Origin of the sequence: Bacillus sp. 22-7, assembly GCF_010628845.1 — a bacterium.
Taxonomy (GTDB): domain Bacteria; phylum Bacillota; class Bacilli; order Bacillales; family Cytobacillaceae; genus Cytobacillus; species Cytobacillus firmus_B.
In genome coordinates this window covers 306,780-331,434 of the sequence record NZ_NJQY01000014.1, presented here as the reverse complement: position 1 = coordinate 331,434, position 24,655 = coordinate 306,780, and the positions used below count along the sequence as shown (strand labels likewise).

Sequence of the window (24,655 nt, the reverse complement as noted above, 5' to 3'; positions counted from 1 at the left end):
ACCCCACCAATCTCAAAAATAATTCTTCTCTATGAAAAACGGCCTGGCTATTTATTTTTATATAAAGACTGGCCATTAATGGCAAATAGCTTTTATGATAGTTTTATTATGCAAGAAGAGCAGTGAATTTTCATCTAATAAAACCTAAAACAAAAATAACAACCTTTTGAAAGGTTGTTATTCAGCGATTTCACTCGTATGATTCATTGGCTGTTTTTTCGCCCAGGCGGTAATGAAGCTGGTCTGCATGTATTTCCTCAAGTGCTTTGCCCACATTTTTATGTGATTTGTATTTTTCAAGCTGCGGTCTGGCATTAAGCTGAAGCTTGCGGGCACGCTTGGCAGCAACAGAAACAAGTGAATATTTGGAGTCAATCTTTGTCATTAGAGAATCAATAGAAGGATAAAGCATATTTATTCTACCTCCAGCATTTTTTTATATTTAGGTTCGACACGTTCCCTGCGGCAGTGTTCAGCTACCACTATGGATTTTATTCTTTCACAGGCCAGATCGATTTGATCATTCTCTACAACATAATCATATAGATTCATCATTTCAATCTCTTCTCTCGCTGCATTCATGCGATTGTTGATGATATCTTCTGTCTCTGTCCCTCTCGTCACGATACGGTTCTTAAGCTCTGACAGACTAGGGGGAACCAGGAAGATGAACAGGCCGTCCGGAAATTTCTCGCGTACCTGGCGGGCACCCTGAACTTCAATTTCAAGGAAAACATCTTTGCCGCGGTCGAGTGTTTCTCTTACATAATCAACCGGTGTTCCGTAGTAGTTCCCGACAAACTCTGCATATTCAAGCAGCTTATCCTGCCTGATGAGCTCTTCAAACTCCTCACGCGTTTTGAAAAAATAATCAACTCCATTGACTTCTCCCTCTCTGGGAGATCTCGTTGTCATTGAAATAGAATATTCAAACGCAGTATCAGACTGTGCAAATATCTCTTTTCTTACTGTTCCTTTTCCTACACCTGAGGGTCCGGATAGAACGATCAATAACCCTTTTTCTTTCATTTATAAAATCCTACCCTTCCTCAATAATTTCATCACGGTCATTTAATCGGTGTGCGACGGTTTCCGGCTGGACCGCAGACAAAATGACATGGTCACTGTCCATAACGATAACAGCACGGGTGCGCCTGCCATATGTAGCATCTATTAAAGAGCCCCGGTCCCGCGCGTCCTGAATAATCCGTTTTATAGGAGCAGATTCGGGACTGACTATTGATATAATCCGGTTGGCAGATACAATATTGCCAAAACCGATATTGATCAGCTTAATTGACATTTGGGTCCTCCAATCATCAGTTATTTAGTTTGACCCCCAGAGCCGGAATCTAAACAACTGCTATTCAATATTTTGAACCTGTTCCTTCATTTTTTCCAATAAACTCTTTATTTCTACGACTTCGGCAGCTATATCTGCACTATTTGCCTTGGAGCCGATCGTATTGGCCTCCCGGTTCATTTCCTGCAGAATAAAGTCCAGCTTTCTGCCTGCCGGATCTGTAAGCTGAAGTGTATGCTCAAACTGGCTTATATGGCTTTGCAGCCTTATCAGTTCTTCACTGATATCCGCTTTATCAGCGAAAACTGCTACCTCTGTCAAAATTCTCGGTTCATCCACCTGGCCATCAAGAAATTCCTTCATACGCTTATGCAATCTTTCCTGGTAAAGCTGAGCAACCTTTGGCGCATACTCTCTCAGTTTGCTGACACTATTGCTTAAAAGATTAAGATGGCTGCGAAGATCTCTTTCCAGCTCATCGCCCTCTGCTTTCCTCATTTGCATTAACTGCAGGCATGCCTCTTCAGCAGCAGAAAGTACCAGCTGGCTCATTTCCTCATTGCCGGACTCTTTCTCTTCAATGCCAATTAATTCTTCACGAATGACATCCCCGATGGATAAATCCGTTTGAATTTGATACTTTGCTTGAATTGCAGTTATGTATTGATAATATTCATCTAATAGTTCCCAGTCAACATTTACTTTCCTGCTGGCCAGGACATCACCGTCAACGGTGATAAAAACCTCGATTCTTCCTCTTTTGATATGCCTATTAAGCTTTTTCTTTATTTTGTCTTCAATATGCATCAGCTGTCTGGGCATTCTTATTTGAAATTCGGAAAAACGATGATTTACAGTTTTGATTTCAACCGTAATGGAGCCTTGCCCGGAATCTTTCTTGCTTCTGCCATAACCGGTCATGCTTACTGCCATTTCTCACACTTCCTTTTGGGAAAAGCACAGCTTATAAAAAGCACTTACTTTCAGTTAGCGGCATGGTGCCTGTGCATTTTATGTATAAAAATCAAGTAGTGATGGAGATTTATATGTTTGCGCAAAAAAGAAAGGTAATAGAGTTCTTCTCTACTACCTAAAGGATTATAACATATTTTATTTTGTTTTTCTTGCCAAAAATGTGCCTGCAAGTAAAAATGTTGGAATGGCTGAGAGTCCTGTAATCATAAACCAGTCGCGCAATTCAATAGGGACAGTGTGGAAAATTGGCTGAAGCGGCGGATAGTATATGACAATCAGCACTAAAACCAGGGAAGAGATGACTGCCCAGACTAAATATTTATTGCCAAATGGATTTCTTGAAAACACGGATTTTTCACTTCGGCAATCAAATACATGGATCAGCTGAGCCATTACCAATGTGGCAAACGCTACTGTCTGTGCGTATGCAAGATGATCCGGATTTGCCCGGTAGGCAAAAATAAACGCCAGTAATGTCACAAGGCCAATTAAAAATCCCCTTGAAACCACTTTCCAGCCAAGCCCTCTTGAAAAGACACCTTCCTTAGGGCTCCTTGGTTTCCGCTTCATCACATTTTCCTCAGGCTGATCAAGGCCCAAAGCCATTGCCGGAAGTCCATCCGTTACGAGGTTCACCCAGAGAATCTGAATTGGCACTAATGGCAGTGGAAGGGCTAGAAGCATAGCAAACAGCATAACCAGAATCTCGCCAACATTTGATGCCAGCAAATACCTGATGAACTTGCGAATATTTTCGTATATATTTCTTCCTTCTTTTATCGCGGCTTTTATGGTAGCAAAATTATCATCAAGCAATACAAGTGCAGATGCCTCTTTAGCAACATCTGTGCCTGTAATGCCCATTGAAATGCCAATATCTGCTGCTTTAATGGCAGGAGCATCATTGACTCCATCACCTGTCATGGCAACGATATGACCTCTATTCTGGAGAGCCTTGACAATTTTCAATTTATGCTCAGGTGATACTCTGGCAAATACTGTGACATCCTCAACCACTTCTTCCAGGTCTTCTACAGACATCTCTGCCAGGTCTTTGCCCTGAAGTACTTTGGAACCTTCTGTTAAAATGCCTAACTGTTTGGCAATGGCCTGTGCTGTTATCACATGATCTCCTGTGATCATGATCGTTTTGATTCCTGCTTCCCTGCACTCCTTGACTGCTTCTTTAACCTCCGGCCTTGGCGGATCAATCATCCCCTGCAGTCCGATAAAAGTTAATCCCTTCTCCGCCTCTTTTTCATCAAGAATGACATTTTTAGATGGGATTTCTTTATAGCCAATCGCGATCGTTCTCAATGCTTGTGAAGCCAGATCTTCTATGGCTGCCTGAATTTCACCTGAAAGCTCCCTCGAAAGAATCTGCCGCCTTCCCTCCCAAAGAACCGATTCGCTTTTCCCGACTAAGACATCGGGAGCACCTTTGGTAACAATAAATTGTCTTCCATTATGATCCTTTACCACAACACTCATCATTTTTCTGGCAGAGTCAAACGGAAATTCATTAATAATCTGAAATTGATTCAGCAGACTGCTCCTGTTATAACCAGCTTTCATGGCTGCTACTAGGAGAGCACCTTCAGTTGGGTCCCCGTCAATCACAAACTCATTGTTTTTCTGCTGTATTTCCGCATGGTTGCATAGCATGCCAAACATCAGCATCTGCTGGAGCGCTTTATCACTTTTCGGTTCAATTTGGCTCTCATTTCGATAAAACTGCCCTTGCGGTTCATACCCGACTCCATCTACTCTCCATTCTTTCCCTCCGCTCCAGAGATGGGTAACGGTCATTTTGTTTTGGGTCATGGTTCCGGTTTTGTCTGAACAAATAACAGACGCACAGCCAAGTGTTTCAACTGCAGGAAGCTTCCGTACGATTGCCTTTTTCCTGATCATTCTTTGAACACCAAGCGAGAGCGCCACCGTGACAATGGCAGGCAGCCCTTCGGGAATTGCCGCAACAGCCAATGAGACACCAGCAAGGAACATTGTATATAATTCCTGTCCCTGCATCACACCTGCCGCAACAACGAGAACTGTAAGGAAAATCGCTGCCGTAATGAGGATTTTGCCGAGCTGTTCCAATCTCCGCTGAAGCGGTGTTGTCATGGTTTCGGCGTTTTGCAGAAGATCAGCAATTTGTCCCATGGCGGTATTCATCCCTGTACCGACAACTACACCCAATCCATTGCCGCGGGTAACCATTGTACCCATAAAAGCCATATTTTCCATATCTCCAATAGCGAGGTTAGGCGTTTTCAGGGATCCGGTCCTCTTTTGAACTGGCAGCGACTCTCCCGTTAAAGCAGACTCCTCAACCTCAAGGCTATTGGATTCTACTATTCTTACATCGGCACCCACTCTGTCGCCCGTAGAAAATTTAAGCAGATCCCCGACTGCCACTTCTTTGGAAGGGATTTTCTTCCACTCTCCCTCCCGGAGAGCAATTACTTGGGGAGCGGATAATTCTTTTAGTGCACTTAGCGACTTTTCCGCTTTCCTTTCCTGAAAAAAGCCCAGAAACCCATTTAAGATTACAATTGCAATAATGGCAATCGCATCAATATATTCACCAAGCAGCCCCGAAATCAAGGTGGCAGCTAATAAAACAAGAACCATGAAATCTTTAAATTGACTAAAAAATAAGAGTAAAGCAGACTGCTTTTCTCCCTCTTTCAATTCATTAAAGCCATATTGTTTGTGGCGTTTTTTTACATCGTCCTCTGTTAAGCCTGCCTTAATGTCGGTATTTAAGGCCTGCTCAACCTCCCTTTCATTCATTTCATGGAACTTCATCCGGACATCACACTTCCTCCTTTGTGGTTTGAGAAAAGCCATGAGTGCCTGGGTGCAGGGTAATATCACCGAGAAAAATCCCGTAGGCACTCACAGCCAGACTTTAAGGGAATCCGCCAGATGGCAGACTTTCCTCTTCTGCTAAAACAAGGCAGAGTTGTCCAATCTCACTCTAAAGAAAGCATATTCAGCCCTGTCCAAAAAAATGCTATTATTAAAAAGAAAAGCGGAAGCGCCTTGCCCACCCCCGACAAGCACAAGACGGGGCTCCCGGAAAGGCGTCCTTTGCCTTTTTGGGAGGTCAGGCTTGTGACCTCGAGGGGGTAGGCGCTGGAGCTAGACAATATTAGAAAAGCGGAAGGCGCCCGCTTATCGGCAACAAGCATAAGACGAGCCGGCTGAAAGGTTGTTTTTTAACCTTTTGGACGGATTGGCTTATGACCTCGAGCCGATGGCGCCTGGAGCTAGACAATATTAGAAAAGCGGAAGGCGCCCGCTTATCGGCGACAAGCATAAGACGAGCCGGCTGAAAGGTTGTTTTTTAACCTTTTGGACGGATTGGCTTATGACCTCGAGCCGATGGCGCTTGGAGCTAGACAAAATTAGAAAAGCGGAAGCGCCTTGCCCACGAAGGAAAGCAGACTAAAACCGCCACGTCCTGTGGCAACGTCTGCATGACCCGCATCCTCCCAAAAGCTGTCGCTTTCGGTCGTGCGATGATTATGCTGACGAAGCCTTCCTTGTCCTGCGGGCCTCAAGCATAAGACGGTCCCTGTAAGAAGGTGTTTTTTCCTTCTGGAAGGGAACGGCTTAGACCCGAGAGTCCCTAAGAGCCGAAACTAGACAAGCTTATGACCTCGAGCCGATGGCGCCTGGAGCTAGACAGCATTAGAAAAGCGGAAGACGCCTGAAAATAGAAAGACCAAGCAGTAAAACTTGATTTTTATTTAATAAATGAAAGAATAATGTATATCTAATGTTATTTTTAATAGAAGAGGATGTTCCGATATGTCATTTGATGGTTTGTTCACAAGAGCTATGACGAAAGAGCTCATAGATACTTTAAAGGGCGGCAGAATCAATAAGATTCAGCAGCCATATAAAAATGAAATCATTTTAGTTGTGCGGGCAAATGGAAAGAATCACAGGCTTTTGCTGTCAGCCCATCCAAGCTATGCGAGAGTCCAGCTGACGAATGAAACACACGAAAACCCTTCAGAGCCGCCGATGTTCTGCATGCTTTTAAGAAAGCACCTGGAAGGCTACATACTTGAAGATGTCCATCAAATCGGGCTTGACCGTATAATCGTGTTTGAGGTGAAAGGCAGGAATGAGATTGGCGATACATCCTATAAACAGCTGATTGTTGAGATTATGGGCAGGCACAGCAATATTACGCTGGTAGATAAATCCCGAAATATCATTCTCGACAGCATCAAGCACGTTTCTTATGCCGTTAATAGCCATCGTGCAATTTTGCCCGGACAGGAGTACATACTCCCTCCATCTCAGGATAAACTGAATCCCTTCGAGGCGGATGAAGAAGCTATACTGCGCAAGATTGATTTTAACAGCGGGAAAGTTGATAAACAGCTTGTGGCGGGATTCGCCGGAATCTCACCGCTTTTTGCCAAAGAAGTGATGCACCATGCAGGTCTTGTTAACAGGACAACTGTCCCTAAAAGTTTCCAGCATTTTATTGACTTGCTGAAAGACCATACAATAAGGCCTGCCATTACAGAAGGGGAACATAAAGAAAGCTTTTATTTATTGCCCCTCCAGCATATAAAAGGGGAAAGCAGGGAGTTTAATTCCCTGAGTGAAATGCTGAACCGCTTTTATTTCGGCAAAGCCGAAAGAGACCGGGTCAAACAGCAATCCAATGATCTTGAACGGTTTATAATAAATGAGAAAGAAAAGAATGAGAAGAAAATTGAGAAGTTGAAAAGAACCCTTCATGAAGCAGAAAATGCCGATATACATCAATTATATGGGGAATTGATCACGGCCAATATTTATGCTATTCAGAAGGGAATGAAGGAAACCGAAGTCATCAATTATTACGATGAAAATGGCGCTTCAGTTATCATTCCATTGGATCCTCAGAAGACTCCTTCCGAGAATGCACAAAAATATTTTACAAGATATCAAAAAGCAAAAAATGCCGTAATTGCAGTAAAAGAGCAAATCAAGAAAGCAGAAGAGGAAGCAGCATACTTCGAGTCTCTTCTTCAGCAAGTAGAAACTGCATCTACAAGAGACATTGCCGAAATAAGAGAAGAGCTTACTGAAGGCGGTTATATTCGCGAAAGGCAGAAACGGGGAAACAAGAAACAGCAGAATCTTAAGCCTGTTCTTGACCGCTATGCTGCCACGGACGGAACGGAAATACTAGTCGGGAAAAACAATAAGCAAAATGATTATTTAACGAACAAATTAGCTGCAAGGGATGAAATCTGGCTGCATACAAAGGATATTCCCGGTTCACATGTAGTAATCCGAAGCAAGGAACCAGCAGAAAACACCATTCTTGAAGCTGCATCACTCGCTGCTTACTTCAGCAAAGCACGCAATTCAAGTTCCGTACCTGTTGACTTCACCCAAGTCAGGCATGTGAAAAAACCAAGCGGTGCCAAACCCGGATTTGTCATATATGACAATCAGCAGACAGTTTACGTTACACCTGATGAAGAAACGGTTCTGTCCTTAAAACAAAATCTGTAAAGAAATGAAAAAGCAAGCTCCGATGCTTGCTTTTTTCATTGACTAAAGTTGAATTGCTTTTCCCCACTCAGCCGGGTCTTTTCGCCATTCAATCAGCTTATTCATATCTTCTTCCTGGATATAGCCCTTTTCAACAGCTACTTCTGTCAGAGCTTCAATATCAGTCAGAGTATATGCTTCGATGTGCTCTTCGGCCAGCATTTCTTTTCCTTTTTGAAGCTGGTATGTGAAGATCGCCGCCACACCCAGCACTTCACAGCCTGCTTCTCTTAAAGCCTTGACAGCAGTAATGGCACTTCCACCAGTTGAGATCAGATCTTCAACAACAACAACCTTCTGGCCTTTATCAGCTTTACCTTCAATTTGCTTTCCTTTTCCATGGCCCTTGGCCTTAGAGCGGACATAGCACATTGGCAGTTCCATATTGTCACTGACCCAGGCTGCATGCGGAATGCCCGCTGTGGCTGTCCCTGCAATTAGTTCTGCTTCAGGAAATTTATCTAATATGATAGCCTGAAGGCCGGCAGCAATTTCTTTTCTGATTTCAGGAAAAGACAGTGTCAAACGGTTATCGCAATAAATGGGGGATCGAAGTCCTGAGGACCATGTAAACGGATCGTTTGGGTTTAATGCTACAGCCTTTATATCCAGTAATTTTTCTGCTATTTTATGCTTCATTCAGAACACCCTCCCAGGATTGCTTGCATTGAATATACTTTTCGAATGGATTTTCCGCTCTGGTAATCGACCTTCCCACCACAATGGCAGAAGCCCCTTCTTTTCTTGAGAATTCAGGTGTGGCCACTCTCTTCTGGTCTCCATTATCGTCAGAGGACAGGCGTATTCCCGGTGTTACAGTCAAAAAGGAAGAGCCTATTTGCAATCCTATCTCCCTCGCCTCAAAGCTTGAACATACTACACCATCAAGTCCTGCTTCTTTGGCAAGATTGGCATAATGAAGAACAGATTCATTTAAAGAAACAGCGATTAATTGGTCTGATTTCATTTGCTGTTCGGATGTGCTTGTCAGCTGCGTCACAGCAATACAAGATGGCCTTTTCCCAGTGCTTCCTGCTTCAAGTCCTTCACATGCTGCTTCCATCATGGCTTTTCCTCCTGCGGCATGCACATTTACCATATCGCAGCCAAGCCCGGCAAGACGCTTCATGGCACTTTTTACAGTATTCGGAATATCATGAAGCTTGAGATCAAGGAAAATATCGTGCCCTTGTTCCTTTAAATCGTGAACAATGGAAGGTCCCTCCTGGTAAAATAGCTCCATGCCGACCTTTAGAAATAACTTTTCATTTTCAAAGCCCTGCAGAAAATGATGAACTTCCTTTTTTCCTGGAAAATCAAGAGCAATAATGAGCGGCTTTTTTTTCATGTTTCTTCCAGCTCCTTCCTGTGCATTCGCTAATATGTTCATACCCGAGCTTCTTAATAAGTTCTGGCAGCTCACCGATAATTTTAGGACACACAAAGGGATCTACAAAGTTAGCTGTCCCAACCGCTACTGCACTTGCACCTGCGTAGAAGTATTCGATGACATCCTCTGCAGATTCAATTCCTCCCATGCCGATAATCGGAAGGGATACCTGCTGGCTCACTTCATATATCATCCGGAGTGCGACTGGCTTGATGGCAGGCCCTGAAAGTCCGCCTGATTTATTTGCCAGAATCGGATTGCCGGTTTTTAGATCGATTCTCATGCCAACAAGCGTGTTGATCATTGTTAAACCGTCCGCTCCGCCATCTTCTGCTGCTTTAGCCATTTCTACAATATTTGTGACATTTGGCGAAAGCTTCACATAGACAGGTACTTCAGAAACCTCTTTTACTTTTTTCGTTAGATTTTTTGCAATTTCCGGAATAGTGCCAAATGCAATCCCGCCTGTTTTCACATTCGGGCATGAGATGTTGAGTTCAAGTGCATGTACATTCGGACTTGCAGAAATTTTACTGGCAACCGCAATATAATCCTCTTCCTGCGAACCGGCTACATTGGCAATGATCGGTACATCGTATTGTTCAAGCCATGCCAATTCTTCATTTACCACTTTTTCCAGGCCGGGATTCTGCAGACCAATTGCATTTAACATCCCTGCAGATGTCTCAGCCACTCTTGGTGTTGGATTTCCAAATCGGGGCTCTAAAGTCGTCGCCTTTATCATGATTGCGCCCAATTGGCTCAAATCATACAGCTGGCTGAATTCCCTGCCGAAGCCAAAGCATCCGGATGCAGGCATGATTGGATTTTTCAATTCCAGCCCAGGCAGACTGACGTTTAATGAATTCATAGAACTACCTCCCCTGCTTTAAAGACCGGTCCGTCACTGCAGACTTTTTTATAACTGTAACCTTCCGGGTCATCCCCTGTATGGCAGACACATGCAAAGCATGCCCCGATGCCGCATCCCATTCGTTCTTCCAATGACAGGAATACCTTTTTATGAGGGAATTGATTTTCAAGCGCCTTCAGCATCGGCGTCGGGCCGCAGGAATATAAAACATCGAAATCAATATTCAACCGATTAATAACATCTGTAACAAAACCCTTCATTCCTGCGCTTCCATCAACTGTAGCCAGGTAGGTCTCGCCCAGCCGGGAAAACTTTTCCTCATAAAATACTGCGCCCGCCGATTGAAAACCCAGGACGTGAATCACCTTAACGCCACGGTTTAAAAGCTGATTGGACAGTTCATATAAAGGGGGGACTCCGATTCCTCCCCCTACAAGAAGTGCCGTCTCTCCCCGGCCAGCTTCACTGATCGGAAACCCATTTCCAAGCGGTCCCAGTACATCAGTGTAATCACCATGTTTTTTTTCTGAAAGCAATGCCGTTCCTCTGCCTTCAGCACGGTAAATCATTTTAAACTGGCTTTCATCAGGTGAAATTTCTGCAATGCTGATTGGCCTTCTCAGCATTGGATCATAGCCCTCCGATATTTTCAAATGGACAAATTGCCCGGGCTCTTTCATTTCATGAACAAGCTCACCTTGAAGGGTGAGCTCGTAAATGTTTTCGGCCAGTTTAATTTGTGATATTACTTTACATTGTTCCTGTCTGATCAAGATAAAACCGCCTCCCGGACTTCTTCTGGCTTATCCATCGCGTCTGCTGAAAAATTCATTGATTCGATTACTTGAAGGATTGCTTCTGCCGTATCAAGTGAAGTTAGGCATGGCACGCCATTTTCCACTGATTCACGGCGGATGCGGAAGCCATCTCTGGCAGGCTGTTTTCCTTTTGTTAAAGTGTTAATAACAAATTGCGCTTCGCCATTTTTTATGACATCCAGAAGGTTAGGCCCTTCTGAGCCGATTTTCCCAGTTACTTTTACAGGGATGCCTTCAGTTTTCAGGAATAAAGCCGTTCCGCTTGTCGCCATTAGTCTGTAGCCGATGGATACAAATCTTTTTGCCAGCTGCAGAGCTTCTTCCTTATCCTTGTCGGCGACAGTCATTAGTACAGTTCCAAACGGCTGGATTTTCATGCCGGAAGCAACAAGGCCTTTATAAAGGGCTTTTTCAAGTGTGGAATCTTTCCCCATAACTTCACCTGTTGACTTCATTTCAGGCCCTAAAGTGATGTCTACTCTTCTTAATTTCGCGAAAGAGAACACCGGCACTTTTACGAACACGCCTTTTCTCTCCGGAACAAGTCCGGATCCAAAGCCCTGCTGAGCAAGAGTTTGGCCCATGATAACCTTTGTGGCGATTTTAGCCATTGGCACATTTGTAATCTTGCTCAAGAACGGAACTGTCCGGCTTGAACGCGGGTTGACTTCCAGGACATATACTTCCCCTTTAGCCACTACATACTGGATATTTAGCAGACCTATAATGCCAAGGCCTTTGGCCATCTTCTCCGTGTACTCAACAAGCTTGTTTTTGATTGCTTCTGATATATTTTGCGGAGGATAGACTGCAATGGAATCTCCTGAGTGTACTCCAGCTCTTTCTATATGCTCCATGATGCCTGGAATAAGCACATTTTCCCCGTCCGAGATAGCGTCCACTTCAATTTCCTTCCCAGTCAAATATCGGTCAATTAATACTGGATGCTCCGGGTTTACTTTTACAGCATTTTCCATATAGTATAGTAGCTCATCTTCTTTATAAACGATCTCCATGGCTCTTCCGCCAAGTACATATGATGGTCGGACGACTACTGGATATCCGATTTCACCGGCAATTGCTACTGCCTGCTCCACTGACAGGGCAGTCTTTCCTTTAGGCATCGGGATGCCAAGCTCAGCAAGAGCTTGCTCAAATTTATCCCGGTCTTCTGCCCGGTCTAAGCTTTCAAGCGAAGTTCCCAGAATTTTTACGCCTCTTTCAACCAGATCTGCTGCAAGATTAATAGCCGTTTGTCCGCCAAATTGCACAACTACACCTTCCGGTTTCTCAAGATCGATAATGTGCATGACATCTTCAATCGTTAGCGGCTCAAAATAGAGCTTATCGGAGATGCTAAAGTCAGTAGAGACTGTTTCAGGATTATTATTAATGATGATTGCTTCATATCCTGCTTCCTTAATGGCCCATACCGCGTGAACAGTTGAATAATCAAACTCCACTCCCTGCCCGATCCGGATTGGTCCTGAGCCCAGAACGACAACACTTTTGCGGCCGGATACTTCCGATTCGTTCTCATCTTCATAAGTTCCATAGAAATACGGAGTTTCCGATTCAAATTCCGCTGCACATGTATCAACCATTTTATAAACCGGTTCAATCGCATGTTCTTTTCTCCAGCTGTATACTTCCAACTCATTTGAATCCCACAGCCTGGCAATTACCAGATCGGCAAAGCCCATTTCCTTTGCAGCTTTCCCTGTTTCAGGGTCAAAAGGATTTTCAGTTAGTACATTCTCAAAATCTATGATTTTCTTAATCTTATAAAGGAAGAATAAATCAATTTTGCTCCATTCATGGATCGTCTCGATAGTGACTCCCCTTCTGATGGCTTCACCGATATAAAACAGACGTTCATCTCCAGCTTTACGGATTCGCTTTTCGATCAATTCATCAGAAATTTGGCCGGCATCCTTCAGCTCAAGATGATAAATGTTTGCTTCAAGTGAACGTACTGCTTTCAGGAGAGATTCTTCAAATGTCCGTCCTATCGCCATTACTTCTCCTGTAGCCTTCATTTGGGTGCCAAGCGAACGGTTTGCAGATTCGAACTTATCAAACGGCCAGCGTGGAATTTTTGAGACAATATAATCCAATGCCGGTTCAAAGCAGGCATATGTTTTTCCTGTCACAGGATTCATCATTTCATCAAGTGTCAGCCCTACCGCTATCTTGGCTGCCAGTTTGGCAATCGGATAACCTGTCGCCTTTGAAGCCAGCGCAGATGAGCGGCTTACACGCGGGTTGACTTCGATAATGTAATAATTGAAGCTATCCGGATCAAGCGCCAGCTGCACATTGCATCCTCCTTCAATCTCGAGGGCGCGGATAATTTTTAATGAAGTGTTTCTCAGCAGCTGATATTCACGATCACTCAAAGTTTGGCTTGGCGCTACAACAATTGAATCTCCCGTATGAACCCCTACCGGGTCAAAGTTTTCCATATTGCAGACAACAATCGCATTGTCATTGGAATCCCTCATCACTTCATACTCAATTTCCTTAAAGCCCGCAATGCTCTTTTCAAGCAAACACTGTGTAACAGGGCTGTTCTTTAAGCCGCTAGTCACAATTTCAATCAGATCCTCTTCATCGTGGCAGATGCCCCCGCCTGTTCCCCCCAATGTGAAAGCAGGGCGCACAATGACCGGATAGCCAATCCTTTTTACAAACTCATATGCCTCATCCAGGTTATGAATAATTTCACTTTCAGGCACTGGTTCGCCAAGTTCATTCATCAAGTTTCTAAAAAGGTCCCGGTCTTCCGCCTTTTGGATAGCAGATAATTTTGTACCGAGGATTTCAACCCCGCATTCTTCCAAAACACCTGATTCAGCAAGCTCTACTGCCAGGTTTAATCCCGTCTGTCCCCCAAGAGTTGGAACGAGCGCATCAGGACGTTCTTTCCGGATAATGCGGCTGACGAATTCCAGCGTAAGCGGCTCTATATATACCGCGTCAGCAATCTCGGTATCTGTCATAATAGTGGCAGGATTTGAGTTTACAAGAATTACGCGGTAGCCTTCCTCTTTCAAAGCAATGCAGGCCTGTGTTCCGGCATAATCAAACTCTGCTGCCTGCCCGATGACAATTGGTCCTGATCCGATTACTAAAATACTTTTTATATCTGTACGCTTTGGCATGCTGCAGCACCTTCCTCTTTATGTGATTCAATCATTTGCAAGAATTGTTCAAATAATCCGTTTGCATCCTCGGGTCCCGGTGAAGCTTCAGGATGATATTGAACAGTGAATGCAGGGACTTCTTTATGCTTTAAGCCTTCAATTGTTCCATCGTTTAAGGCGATATGTGTTACTTTAAGCGGCGTACCAGTAATTGAATTTTCTTCTACTGAGTATCCATGGTTTTGAGATGTTAAAGCGACTTTTCCGGTTTGCAGATCTTTCACCGGATGGTTTGAACCGCGATGGCCGAATTTCAGTTTTTCTGTATTGGCACCGCAAGCAAGGGCAAAAAGCTGATGTCCCAGACAAATTCCGAAAATCGGTACTTTTCCCAGCAGTCCTTTAATCATTGTGATGGCTTCCGGAACATCTTTCGGGTCTCCAGGGCCATTTGAAAGCATAACTCCATCCGGGCTCATGCTGAGTATATCTTCAGCTGGTGTATTATAAGGCACAACAATCACATCACAATCCCGTTTGTTCAGTTCTCTTAAGATCCCGTGTTTCATGCCGAAATCCACAAGGACTACCCTTCTGCCGCGGCCAGGGCTTGGATAAGGTGTCTTAGTTGACACTTGCTTAACCTGATCGTTTCGCAGCTTGGTTGCCCGCAGTTTTTCAATGATTACTTCCGGGTTTTCACTTATGCTGCAAATAGCACCTTTCAGCGTACCATGCTGCCTGATAATTCTTGTTAATTTCCTGGTATCTATGCCAGCAATTCCAGGGATGTTTTTCATCTTAAAATATTCTTCAATCGATTGTTCATTTCTCCAGTTTGAAGGAAACTCGCACGCTTCTTTCACAATGAAACCGGAGATTGCCGGGGAGATCGATTCAAAATCGTCTCTGTTTATCCCATAATTTCCGATTAAAGGGTATGTCAAGGTTACGATTTGGCCGCAGTAGGATGGGTCAGACAGGATTTCCTGATAACCCGTCATTCCTGTATTGAATACTACTTCTCCAATTGAATTCGTATCACTTCCGAATCCCTTTCCAATAAAAATTGTTCCGTCTTCCAGAATCAGCTGTTTTTTCATGCTTTTACACTCCCTCTGTCCCAAACAATTTTCCCGCCTGCTATTGTCACTACCGGCCAGCCGTTACAATCCCAGCCGGTAAATGGCGTGTTTTTCCCTTTTGATAAGAACTGAGCTGGATCAATCTTTTCCTGACGGTTCAGGTCAAGCAGGACAAGATCTGCTATTTCACCAGCTTCCAATTTCCCTGATTGAATGCCGAATGCCTCTGCTGGCTTGATTGTTAAGTAATCAATCAACTGCTTTAGAGTGAATATCCCCTTCTCAACGAAGTGGGTGTAAAGAAGCGGAAAGGCAGTTTCAAGTCCGACAATCCCGAAAGGCGCCAGTTCCATCCCCTCTTCTTTTTCTGCTGCTGTATGTGGTGCATGGTCGGTGGCAATAAAATCTATTGTGCCATCCTGCAATCCTTCGATTAAGGCAGCTCTGTCATCTGCGCCTCTTAATGGAGGATTCATTTTAAAGTTAGCATCCAGACCCGGGATATCTTCTTCACATAGAAGGAGGTGATGAGGTGTCACCTCGGCTGTTACCTTGATGCCTGCACGCTTTGCATCTCTTACCACCCTGACAGACTCTTTCGTGCTGATGTGGCAGACATGATAATGGCAGCCGGCAGCTTCTGCAAGAAGAACGTCCCTTGCGATTTGCACTGATTCACAGGCAGAAGGAATACCATTTAAACCGTTCTCTTTAGCAAAAACTCCATCATGTACGGAGCCTTTGTTAATGAGTGTATTTTCTTCGCAGTGGGCAACAATAGGCATGTTAAGATCTGCGGCATTCCTCATTGCCTCAAGCATCATGGCTGCTGATTGCACCCCTACTCCATCATCTGTAAAAGCAAACGCCCCAGCTTCCTTCAAAGCTTTAAAATCGGTTAATTCCTGGCCAAGCTCACGGATTGTAATCGATGCATAAGGCAGAACCTTGACCGCCGCAGTCTCATCAATACGGCTGTTCAATTTTTCAAGCTGTTCTTTTGTATCAGGTACCGGCCGGGTATTCGGCATCGCAGCAACCGTTGTGAAACCGCCTTTAGCAGCTGCTCTTGTGCCAGTTTCGATTGTTTCTTTCTTTTCACCGCCTGGTTCACGCAAGTGGACGTGCAGGTCTATAAAACCTGGAGCAATCAGCAATCCTTCTGCATCAATCACTTCCTGCGCCTCTCTCCCCACACCTGCACCTATCTCAGCGATTTTTCCTGACTTTATGTAAATGTCCGTTTTTTCAAAATTCCCTTCCTTAGTAAGCAACTGGCCATTTTTTATCAATGTTGACATGTTTAGCTCCCCCTTCAATATGTTCAATTGATCGTTTTAATACTGCCATTCGGATGTACACACCATTTTGCATCTGCTTAAAAATCCTGGAACGCCCGCATTCCACTAAACAATCTGCTATTTCAACACCCCGATTTACAGGTGCCGGATGCATAATAATGCTGTTTGGCTTCATTGTTCTTTCACGATCTTCTGTAAGGCCGTATGCCAGGTGGTATTCTTCAGCAGATTGGTCAGCTTTCGATTCATGCCTCTCATGCTGGATTCTCAGCAGCATGACAACATCAGAAGTTTCTATAGCTGTGTCAACATCTTCATACATTCCATTCACAAGCATTTCTTCATCGAACCATTCTTTTGGACCTGAAAAAACAACCTTTGCACCGAGCCGGACAAGTGCATCTGCATTGGATCTTGCGACACGGCTATGTGCGATATCACCAATGATGGCTACTTTTAATCCTTCAAAGGATCCGAATTCCTGTTTAATCGTCAGCAGATCAAGCAGTGATTGTGTTGGATGGTGCCCGCAGCCATCCCCTGCATTCAGGATGGACACACCGCTTTTGTCTGCCAATTCGTCAAAGTAGCGATCCTCGCTATGGCGGATGACGACTGCATGCACACCGATCGCTTCCAGCGTTTTGACTGTGTCGTATAATGACTCACCCTTGGATACACTTGATGTGCTGACTTCAAAAGGAATTATGTCCAATCCAAGCCGCCTTTCCGCCACTTCAAAGCTGCATTTGGTTCTAGTGCTATTCTCAAAGAAAAGGTTAGCGACAAAAACCTTTTGTTCAGGAGTCCATGTTCCGCCGTTTAAAAAATATTGCGCATCTTCAAGAATTTTATTGATTTCTTTAATTTCCAACTCTGAGGTAGTGAGCAAATGTTTCATTTTTTATCCTCCCCTTCAAAAAAAGCACCCTGCCGATTTGGTCAGGGTGCTGCAAAGTTGAGGCAGCCGGATATACGGATAAACTGATACCGTATAGCCAGGTTTGCCGCCAACACCCTTTTAAGCCTCTCGGGACTTAGTTAAAAAGCATTAAGCTACTTTATTTTTTTTTTCGTTTTCTGTTTCAAATATATCTTCCTTAGTCTCTTCCCTGCCAGGGAGAATCAGGTTCAGGAGAACACCGCTGATTGCTGCCAGTGCCATTCCTTCCAGTTTGAATGCCCAAATCTCGATGTGAGCTCCCCCAATTCCCAGGACAAGGATGACTGATGCGATAACCAGATTGCGGTTGTTTCCAAAATCCACTTTACTGTCAACCAGCATTCTTAATCCTGATGAAGCGATGATCCCGAACAGCAGGATCGATACGCCGCCCATTACTGGAGTAGGGATCGAGCTGATCAGTGCTGTCACCTTGCCAATGAATCCGAAGATGATGGCGATGACTGCAGCACCCGCAAGTACATAGACACTGTAAATTTTCGTGATGGCGAGTACACCAATGTTTTCACCGTAAGTTGTCTTTGGCGGACCCCCGATTAATGCCGAGATCATTGTTCCTGTTCCATCAGCAAGGATGGAGCGGTGAAGACCCGGTTCTTTAATGTAATCTTTTCCAACTACTTTTCCAAGGACAAGCTGATGGCCGATATGTTCAGAGATTGTCACAACAGCTACTGGAATCATTAGAAGCGCAAGATCCAGGGTTATCCTCACTTCATAATCTGCGAACGGGAATAAGAATTCCGGCATTTCGAACCAGGCGGCCTGCTGTACAAGCGAGAAGTCGATCAGGCCCACAGCCAGTGAGTAAACATAGCCGATGATGATCCCTGCCAGAATCGGCACCATACTGAGCATACCTTTTGCATAGATGGAAAAGATGATTGTTGCACCTAAAGTGATAAGCGCTGCTGAGAAATGCAGCATGCTGTATTCACCAGTTTCAGGATTATTCATAGCCATCCCGACCGCTGTCCCTGCTAATGCCAATCCGATTACAATGATTACAGGTCCTACCACAATTGGCGGAAGCAAATTCATAATCCAGCGGTAGCCTGCTTTTTTGATGATCAGGGCTATTGCCCCATACACAAGTCCAGCCATGAAGCTGCCGATCATGGCAGCACCCGGGCCTCCGGCAGCTTTGGCAGCTAAGATCGGGGCAATGAATGCGAAAGATGAACCAAGGTATGCAGGCACCTGCCATTTTGTAATGATTAGAAAGGCTATCGTTGCCAGTCCGCTTGAGATTAGTGCAATGGCAGGATTTAATCCTACTAAGTATGGTACAAGTATAGTGGCTCCGAACATAGCGAATAAATGCTGTAAACTTAATGTCAGCCAATGGGCTGGTTTTGGTACATCTTTTATATCTAAAATAGGCTTATTCATACGATCTCTCCTCTGCATTTTATTAAAAAACCCTCTTTGCAGGAGTGCAAAGAGGGTGCAAGAGCACAGCAAAAGACAGACCGATTCTGCTGTGTTCCCCTTTGCCAGCCTCTCTGGACTGCATTTAAAAGGGCTATTTAATTTTCATATATACTTACCTGGTCGTTTTCATCCACTTCCTTCAGCTCGACGACAATTTTTTCCGAACTGGAGGTTGGAATGTTCTTTCCTACATAATCAGCTCTTATCGGAAGCTCCCTATGGCCGCGGTCCACAAGGACTGCAAGCTGAATCTGAGATGGCCTCCCAATATCGATCAGCGCATCAAGGGCAGCTCTAACTGTTCTTCCTGTATAAAGAACATCATCGATCAGGATCACCTTCTGATCGTTAATATCTTTTGGAACATCCGAGCCTTTGACAAGCGGCTCCTGATTTTCAGTCTTTTTCGTAAGATCATCTCTATAGAGAGTGATATCAAGTTCGCCTACATCAATTTTGGCTCCCTCGATTTGTTCAATTCTTTCCGCCAGGCGGTTCGCCAGGTAAATCCCCCTGGTCCGGATGCCAATCAGAATGCAATTTTCAATCCCTTTATTTTTCTCTATGATTTCATGAGCAATCCTTGTCAGCGCTCTCCTGATTGCCTGGTCATCCAAAACAATTGCTTTTTGCTGCTGCATCATGATCACCCCTATTATCAGATTTATATACAAAAAACCCTCTCACCGATCAGGTGAGAGGGTAAACTGCAGAATAAGGACACAATTCTCCTTATTCAATCCGTTTCCTTCCCAGCCTCACGGGACTGTTTTAAAGGACTTATTCAACTATAGTCATCATATAGCACAATTGGACAATTGTCAACGATTATTTGCCAGGTTCTCTACTAGTTCCTTAAAATAAGCAGGTGCAGGTGCTTCAAATTCAAGGTACTCGCCAGAACGTGGATGTTCAAAGCCAAGAACGCCTGCATGAAGTGCCTGTCCTCCGATATCAAGTGTCTTTCTGGGACCGTATTTAGGATCCCCTGCAAGAGGATAGCCGATGTATTTCATATGAACCCGGATTTGATGTGTTCTTCCCGTTTCCAGCTGGCATTCCACCAGTGTGAAATCCCTGAAACGCTCAATGACCTGAAAATGCGTAACCGCATGTTTTCCATTGTCCACAACACTCATACTTTGACGATCTTTGGGATCGCGGGCGATTGGCGCATCAATAGTACCGTAGTCGTGTGGAATAACTCCATGGACAATGGCCCGGTACTTACGTGTAACAGTTTTGTTCATCAGCTGGTTCACAAGACTCTCATGTGCCATATCATTCTTTGCAACCATGAGAAGTCCCGACGTATCTTTATCGATTCTATGAACTATTCCGGGCCTCATGACCCCATTAATTCCTGATAAGTCTTTGCAATGAGCCATAAGACCATTTACAAGTGTTCCAGTTCCATGCCCGGCTGCAGGATGGACAACCATTCCTTTCGGTTTATTTACAACGAGGACATCCTGGTCTTCATAATAAATATCCAAATCCATTTCTTCCGGCACTACATCCAGTTCTTCTGGTTCAGGTATTGATATTTCAATTTTATCGTTTGCGGAACATTTGTAATTAGTTTTAGGCTTTTGGCCATTCACCAAAACATTGCCATCCTTGATCCATTGCTGTACCTGAGTTCTTGACCAATCCGCATTCAATGTGGATAACACTTTATCTATTCTTTCTCCTGCCTGTTCATCAGGAATGATGTGTTCCATTTTCTCCATAAGATTTCTCCTTTTTCTTTGCTTCTCTCTCTTCAAGCACCATCTGAATCATCAATAGTCCTACCCCAATGACCAGCGCCGAGTCAGCAATATTGAAAACGGGAAAGTCATAGCCAAAAATATAAGTGTTTACGAAATCCACCACTTCTTTTCGAAATACCCTGTCAATAAAGTTTCCAATTGCTCCGCCCAGCATCAGGCCCAAAGAGACTCCAAGAAGCAATTTGCCTTTGGCTGCTTTTTGAATGTAATAAATGATACCAATTATGACAATAACGGTTATAACGTAGAAAAACCACATTTGCCCCTGCAGGATGCCCCAGGCAGCGCCACGGTTGCGGTGCGATGTAATATAAAGAAAGTCCTCAATAACTTTAACACTTTCCCCTAATTCAAAGTTCTTTACAATCAGCCACTTCGTAAACTGATCAAGTGCAATAACGAACAATGCAATTATGTAATAAAACACAAAGGCAACCCCCATATCTCATATCATTACCTTTGCATTTTAGCACAATCTGAATAAAAAACACAGCACACGCTTAAACTCAGTGGAAAATAGACTTTCTGTAGAAATTCCCCAGTCTGCTGCAATCCTCCATTGTTTTTAAAGTAGGAATCATCTGCAGCAAATCTTCCGGCAGGAGCTCACCCGAAATTTCACACTTGCCGAATTTTCCTGATTCAATTTTGGCAAGTGTTTGTTCAATATCATGCAGCTCTTCCAATAAAATAGGCTTTATCAAAGGGGAACTGTTGCCTTCCATAAGCTTTTCCAATATTTCCTGTCTTGTATTACGGAGTTCTGTATATAGCCCTTCTGCTTTTGCATCCATGCTTTTTCCTCCGTTCTGAGATGTTTACTTTATTATTTTCTCGAAACGGATTTCAGACACGGACAAACTTTTAGCAAACGGCACAACATTTAGTGAAGGTGGAATTATTTATAAAAAGGATTTGAAGAAGTTAATTAAAAACAGTCCCCCAATATTTGAGGGACTGCCGGTATTTAAGCCAAGTGGCTATAATTATTTTTTACAACATCAGCACAGCGAGGGCAAAGCGTGTCATATCCTTCTGTCTTGCCAACTTCTGGAGTGACTGTCCAGCAGCGGTCGCATGTTTCGCCTTCTGCTTTGGAAACAACAATAGCAGTGTTTTCAAATTTCACGGCATTTTCAGGAGCATCTGAAAGGCTTCCTGCTACTTCGAATCCAGATACGATAAAGAGCTGCTGAAGATTTTCCTGAATTGAATCCAGAAGGTTCTTGGCTTGATCATTTACATAAAGGGTTACTTTAGCAGTAAGTGATTTGCCGATCACCTTCTCATTACGTGCTTCTTCCAATGCCTTAAGGACATCATTGCGAAGCTTCATGAATGCAGTCCATTTATCTTCCAGCTGTTTAGCGTTCGGAAGCTCCGTATATTCAGGCATATCTGTTAATTGAACACTTTCTTCTTTCACATTCGGTATAAAGCTCCAAACTTCATCAGATGTATGGGAAAGAATAGGTGCAACAAGCTTCGTAAGAGCAATCAGGCTCTCATAGAGAACAGTTTGGATTGCACGGCGTTCTGCATTATCTTTTGCTTCAATATAAAGGACATCTTTTGCAAAATCAAGGTAAAATGCACTAAGGTCCAATGTGCAGAAATTGTTGACAGCGTGGTAGATGCTGGCAAATTCATAGCGATCATAGGACTCGCGAACACTCTTGATTAGCTTGTTCAGCTTCACTAGCATAAACTGATCTACTTCACGCAGATTCTCAAAGGATACCAAGTCTGCTGCCGGATTAAAATCATCCAGATTTCCAAGCAAGAAGCGGAAAGTATTGCGAATCTTTCTATACACTTCTGCAACCTGCTTCAGAATTGCATCAGATACCCGGACATCAGCCTGATAATCAACTGAAGCCACCCATAAACGCAAAATGTCCGCACCAAGCTGGTTCATAACTTTTGCCGGAACAACTACATTTCCAATTGATTTACTCATTTTCCTTCCTTCACCATCAAGGGTGAAACCGTGGCTCAGCACTCCTTTGTAAGGCGCTTTCCCTGTCACTGCTACCGCAGTTGAAAGTGAAGAGTTAAACCAGCCTCTGTATTGGTCAGAACCTTCAAGGTATAGATCTGCTGGACGCTGTAAATCATCGCGTTCTAAAAGAACTGCCTGGTGGGAAGAACCGGAATCAAACCAAACATCCATGATATCCGTTTCTTTTGAAAACTGGCCATTCGGGCTTCCTGGATGTGTAAAACCTTCAGGCAGCAATTCTTTCGCTTCTTTCTCGAACCAGATGTTTGAACCGTGTTCACGGAAAAGGTTTGAAACATGTTCAATCGTCTCATCTGTGATAATTTCTTCGCCATTTTCCGCATAAAAGACCGGAATAGGCACTCCCCATACACGCTGGCGGGAGATGCACCAATCTCCGCGATCCCGGACCATATTAAAAAGTCTGGTCTCACCCCATGCAGGATACCAATTTGTTTCCTTAACAGCTTCCAAAAGCTCATTGCGGAAATCCTTAATGGATGCAAACCATTGGGCAGTAGCACGGAAAATAACAGGCTTTTTCGTTCTCCAGTCATGCGGATAAGAGTGCGTAATAAAAGTCAGTTTTAATAATGCTCCTGCTTCCTCAAGTTTCTCAGTAATCGGCTTATTGGCTGCATCATAGAATAACCCTTCAAAGCCGGGAGCTTCATTTGTCATGTTTCCTTTATCATCTACCGGGCATAATACGTCAAGCCCGTACTTCATGCCGACTTGGAAATCATCTTCCCCATGTCCGGGAGCAGTATGAACACATCCTGTACCGGCATCAGTTGTAACATGCTCACCCAGCATGACAAGAGAATCACGGTCATAAAGCGGATGTTCAGCAATTACATTCTCAAGGTCAGTCCCCTTAACCGTCTGGACAACTTGATAACCTTCCCATTCGAACTCTTTAGCAACAGCTGCCAATAAATCTTCTGCAACCATAAACTTTTTGCCGTTTGCCTCAACTACAGTATAAGAAAGGTCCGGATGAACTGAAATTCCAAGGTTTGCCGGAATGGTCCATGGAGTTGTAGTCCAAATGACGATATGAGTATCTTGATCCAATACTTCTTTGCCATCTTTTACTTTAAATGCAACATAAATGGATGGCGAACGTTTGTCTTTATATTCAATTTCCGCTTCTGCCAAAGCTGATTCAGATGACGGAGACCAATAAACAGGCTTTTTGCCTTTATAGATATAGCCTTTTTTTGCCATCTCCCCAAAAACCTTAATTTGCTGAGCTTCATATTCCGGCTTAAGTGTGATGTATGGGTTCTCCCAATCACCGCGGACACCTAAGCGTTTAAATTGTCCGCGCTGGCTGTCGATCTGCTCATATGCGTATTCTTCACATAGCTCGCGGAACTCAGCAACACTCATTTCTTTACGCTTTACGCCTTTGTTTGTCAGCGCCTGCTCAATTGGCAGACCATGTGTATCCCAGCCAGGAACATAAGGAGCATTATAGCCAGTCATCGACTTAGAGCGGACGATAAAATCCTTTAAGATCTTGTTCAGCGCATGGCCGATGTGGATGTCACCATTTGCATATGGAGGGCCATCATGCAGAACAAACATCGGACGGCCTTTTGTCCGTTCCTGGACCTTTTCATAAATGTTCATCTCTTCCCATTTCTCCTGGATTTCAGGTTCGCGCTTTGGAAGATTGCCGCGCATTGGGAATTCAGTTTTTGGCATTAATAAACTATCTTTGTAATCCATTCCTTTTCCTCCTGTTTGTAACTCATTAAATACCATGATAGCCAATGAGAGCTTAGAAAAACCTCGGGAAAATACAAAAAACCCTCTCATCCCAAAAAGGGACGAGAAGGTTTTATTCTCCCGCGGTACCACCCTTGTAGATGAAATATAATGAAATTTCATCCGCTCAAAGCATTCTTAACGTGAATGATCCGCCTTGGCCTACTGATTGCTTAACGTTCGGCAAGGAACTCAAGGGTGATTTTCCAGCTTTTGCTTATACCCGGGCTTCCAC

The 24,655-nt window shown here is 43.9% G+C and carries 20 protein-coding genes and 1 other annotated feature (1 of these 21 running past the window's edge); of the genes, 1 reads left to right on the top strand and 19 read right to left on the bottom strand.

The genetic code is table 11. The features are described from left to right. Positions 1–190 precede the first annotated feature (190 nt). From rpoZ to CE058_RS13035, 5 genes are all read right to left on the bottom strand, one after another. The gene (gene rpoZ, locus CE058_RS13055) at positions 191–412 is read right to left on the bottom strand and encodes a DNA-directed RNA polymerase subunit omega (RefSeq protein ID WP_048007924.1); all 222 of its coding nucleotides are present in this window, start codon (positions 410–412) and stop codon (positions 191–193) included. Between the two features lie 2 nt (positions 413–414). After that, the gene (gene gmk, locus CE058_RS13050) at positions 415–1,029 is read right to left on the bottom strand and encodes a guanylate kinase (protein WP_048007923.1); all 615 of its coding nucleotides are present in this window, start codon (positions 1,027–1,029) and stop codon (positions 415–417) included. Between the two features lie 10 nt (positions 1,030–1,039). Further along, positions 1,040–1,303, bottom strand: a complete 264-nt coding sequence (gene remA, locus CE058_RS13045; protein ID WP_026585597.1) for an extracellular matrix/biofilm regulator RemA — start codon at positions 1,301–1,303, stop codon at positions 1,040–1,042. Between the two features lie 60 nt (positions 1,304–1,363). Then, positions 1,364–2,236 carry a YicC/YloC family endoribonuclease gene (locus tag CE058_RS13040; protein WP_048007922.1) on the bottom strand — a complete coding sequence of 291 codons (873 nt, stop codon included), beginning with the start codon at positions 2,234–2,236 and terminating at the stop codon, positions 1,364–1,366. Positions 2,237–2,413: 177 nt separating this feature from the next. Next, a complete protein-coding gene (locus CE058_RS13035; RefSeq protein WP_163143158.1) occupies positions 2,414–5,092 on the bottom strand; it encodes a calcium-translocating P-type ATPase, SERCA-type in 2,679 nt (892 codons plus the stop codon). Positions 5,093–6,100: 1,008 nt separating this feature from the next. Between CE058_RS13035 and CE058_RS13030 the strand changes: the two genes are divergently transcribed. Beyond that, positions 6,101–7,816 (top strand): Rqc2 family fibronectin-binding protein, encoded by a 1,716-nt coding sequence (locus tag CE058_RS13030; RefSeq protein ID WP_163143155.1) that lies wholly within the window; start codon positions 6,101–6,103, stop codon positions 7,814–7,816. Between the two features lie 42 nt (positions 7,817–7,858). Here CE058_RS13030 and pyrE read toward each other — a convergent pair whose 3' ends face one another. The 14 genes from pyrE to ileS form a co-directional block, all read right to left on the bottom strand. Beyond that, positions 7,859–8,494: an orotate phosphoribosyltransferase gene (pyrE, locus tag CE058_RS13025; RefSeq protein WP_163143152.1), complete on the bottom strand. Its 636-nt coding sequence runs from the start codon at positions 8,492–8,494 to the stop codon at positions 7,859–7,861. Beyond that, positions 8,484–9,203 (bottom strand): orotidine-5'-phosphate decarboxylase, encoded by a 720-nt coding sequence (gene pyrF / locus CE058_RS13020; RefSeq protein WP_163143149.1) that lies wholly within the window; start codon positions 9,201–9,203, stop codon positions 8,484–8,486. Before pyrF ends, pyrE begins: the two co-directional genes overlap by 11 nt. Further along, positions 9,172–10,116, bottom strand: a complete 945-nt coding sequence (locus CE058_RS13015) for a dihydroorotate dehydrogenase (RefSeq protein WP_048007917.1) — start codon at positions 10,114–10,116, stop codon at positions 9,172–9,174. The genes pyrF and CE058_RS13015 overlap by 32 nt, the downstream gene beginning before the upstream one ends. Further along, positions 10,113–10,889 (bottom strand): dihydroorotate dehydrogenase electron transfer subunit, encoded by a 777-nt coding sequence (locus CE058_RS13010; RefSeq protein ID WP_286167972.1) that lies wholly within the window; start codon positions 10,887–10,889, stop codon positions 10,113–10,115. Before CE058_RS13010 ends, CE058_RS13015 begins: the two co-directional genes overlap by 4 nt. Then, entirely contained in the window at positions 10,889–14,101 is a 3,213-nt protein-coding gene (gene carB / locus CE058_RS13005; protein ID WP_163143143.1) for a carbamoyl-phosphate synthase large subunit, read from the bottom strand. Before carB ends, CE058_RS13010 begins: the two co-directional genes overlap by 1 nt. Then, positions 14,080–15,186 carry a carbamoyl phosphate synthase small subunit gene (locus CE058_RS13000; RefSeq protein ID WP_163143140.1) on the bottom strand — a complete coding sequence of 369 codons (1,107 nt, stop codon included), beginning with the start codon at positions 15,184–15,186 and terminating at the stop codon, positions 14,080–14,082. Before CE058_RS13000 ends, carB begins: the two co-directional genes overlap by 22 nt. Then, positions 15,183–16,469, bottom strand: a complete 1,287-nt coding sequence (locus tag CE058_RS12995; protein ID WP_163143138.1) for a dihydroorotase — start codon at positions 16,467–16,469, stop codon at positions 15,183–15,185. Before CE058_RS12995 ends, CE058_RS13000 begins: the two co-directional genes overlap by 4 nt. Beyond that, on the bottom strand, positions 16,432–17,370 hold the full coding sequence (locus tag CE058_RS12990) for an aspartate carbamoyltransferase catalytic subunit (protein WP_163143135.1): 939 nt from the start codon (positions 17,368–17,370) through the stop codon (positions 16,432–16,434). Before CE058_RS12990 ends, CE058_RS12995 begins: the two co-directional genes overlap by 38 nt. Before the next feature lie 150 nt (positions 17,371–17,520). Further along, positions 17,521–18,825, bottom strand: a complete 1,305-nt coding sequence (locus CE058_RS12985) for a solute carrier family 23 protein (RefSeq protein ID WP_163143132.1) — start codon at positions 18,823–18,825, stop codon at positions 17,521–17,523. A gap of 137 nt (positions 18,826–18,962) precedes the next feature. After that, positions 18,963–19,511 carry a bifunctional pyr operon transcriptional regulator/uracil phosphoribosyltransferase PyrR gene (gene pyrR / locus CE058_RS12980; RefSeq protein WP_197087565.1) on the bottom strand — a complete coding sequence of 183 codons (549 nt, stop codon included), beginning with the start codon at positions 19,509–19,511 and terminating at the stop codon, positions 18,963–18,965. Positions 19,512–19,688: 177 nt separating this feature from the next. After that, on the bottom strand, positions 19,689–20,600 hold the full coding sequence (locus CE058_RS12975; protein WP_163143129.1) for an RluA family pseudouridine synthase: 912 nt from the start codon (positions 20,598–20,600) through the stop codon (positions 19,689–19,691). Continuing rightward, positions 20,572–21,069 (bottom strand): signal peptidase II, encoded by a 498-nt coding sequence (lspA, locus tag CE058_RS12970; protein WP_163143126.1) that lies wholly within the window; start codon positions 21,067–21,069, stop codon positions 20,572–20,574. Before lspA ends, CE058_RS12975 begins: the two co-directional genes overlap by 29 nt. Positions 21,070–21,148: 79 nt before the next feature. Continuing rightward, a complete protein-coding gene (locus CE058_RS12965) occupies positions 21,149–21,436 on the bottom strand; it encodes a hypothetical protein (RefSeq protein ID WP_163143123.1) in 288 nt (95 codons plus the stop codon). Positions 21,437–21,609: 173 nt separating this feature from the next. Beyond that, on the bottom strand, positions 21,610–24,381 hold the full coding sequence (gene ileS, locus CE058_RS12960; RefSeq protein ID WP_163143120.1) for an isoleucine--tRNA ligase: 2,772 nt from the start codon (positions 24,379–24,381) through the stop codon (positions 21,610–21,612). A gap of 94 nt (positions 24,382–24,475) precedes the next feature. After that, positions 24,476–24,655: a binding site (T-box leader), on the bottom strand (it continues 86 nt past the right edge of the window).